The organism is Nonomuraea sp. LPB2021202275-12-8 (genome assembly GCF_037044575.1).
In the GTDB taxonomy this organism is placed as follows: domain Bacteria; phylum Actinomycetota; class Actinomycetes; order Streptosporangiales; family Streptosporangiaceae; genus Nonomuraea.
This window is the reverse complement of record NZ_JBAHWD010000132.1, coordinates 1-884: the sequence shown is the minus strand read 5'-3', so window position 1 is coordinate 884 and position 884 is coordinate 1. Positions and strand designations below refer to the sequence as shown.

Below are 884 nucleotides of genomic sequence, written 5' to 3'. Positions count from 1 at the left end.
CACGCGGATGATGACGCCGGCGCGGGTGCGGCCGCCGTGGCGTTCCAGGTCCAGCTGGCCCTTAAAGGTCTGGTTGATCGACTCGATGGTCTGGCGCAGCGGCTTGAACAGCGCCGCGCCGGGCCGCTCAGGCTCGCCCCGGCGGGCCGGGCGCAGCAGCTGCAGTTCACGCTCGGTGAGCTCACCTTCGAAGGCGCGGCCGTAGTACTGCCGATCGGCGATGATCGTCTGCTGCGGGCGGGCGGCCAGCACATCGGGCGCGGCCTGCAGCATGCCCAGCAGCACCTCGCGCTCATCGGCCTTGGCCCCGGTCAGCGCGAACAGCACCGGCAGCCCGCCCAGCGTGCACAGCAGGTGCAGCCGCAACCCCCAGAAATACCGGGAGTGGGAGGCGCAGTAGCCGTACTCCGCCCACCCGGCCAGATCCGAACGGCGGGCCGTCTCCCGCGAGCGGCCGCACTCGATCGGCGTGGAATCGGCCACCCAGACATCGTCACTCCACAACGAGGTATCGGCGGCCAGCATCCGGATCATGTGCGCCACCAGGTCGCAGGCGTTGCGCAGCCGCCGGTTGTAACCCGACTGGCAAGGCAGGTACGGAAACATCACGCCCAGCTCAGCGCGGGCGTGCCGCAGCCAGCGGCGCTCGGAGGTGAAGCCCAGCAGCGCCGACAGCACCGCCAGGGTCACCAGTTCGGCATCACTGAGCGTCGGCGAGATGCCGACCTTCGGCCGCCACGGAGCCAGCTCCGGCTGGGCCTTCAACGCGTCGTCGATTCGCACGTACAGTGCAGTTGCGAGGGTGTCTAACTCTTTCGTCACACATCGAGCATGGGCACCCTCGCCCTATCTGCGCAGCTACGCCTTCGCATCAACCATCTAGA

Annotated in this window: 1 protein-coding gene; it reads right to left on the bottom strand. The window is 68.7% G+C overall.

What is annotated here, in order from left to right; genetic code table 11:
- Positions 1-822, bottom strand: an 822-nt coding sequence (locus tag V5E28_RS49035) for an IS982 family transposase (RefSeq protein WP_336217195.1), incomplete at its 3' end; no start/stop codon positions are given.
- Positions 823-884: the final 62 nt, after the last annotated feature.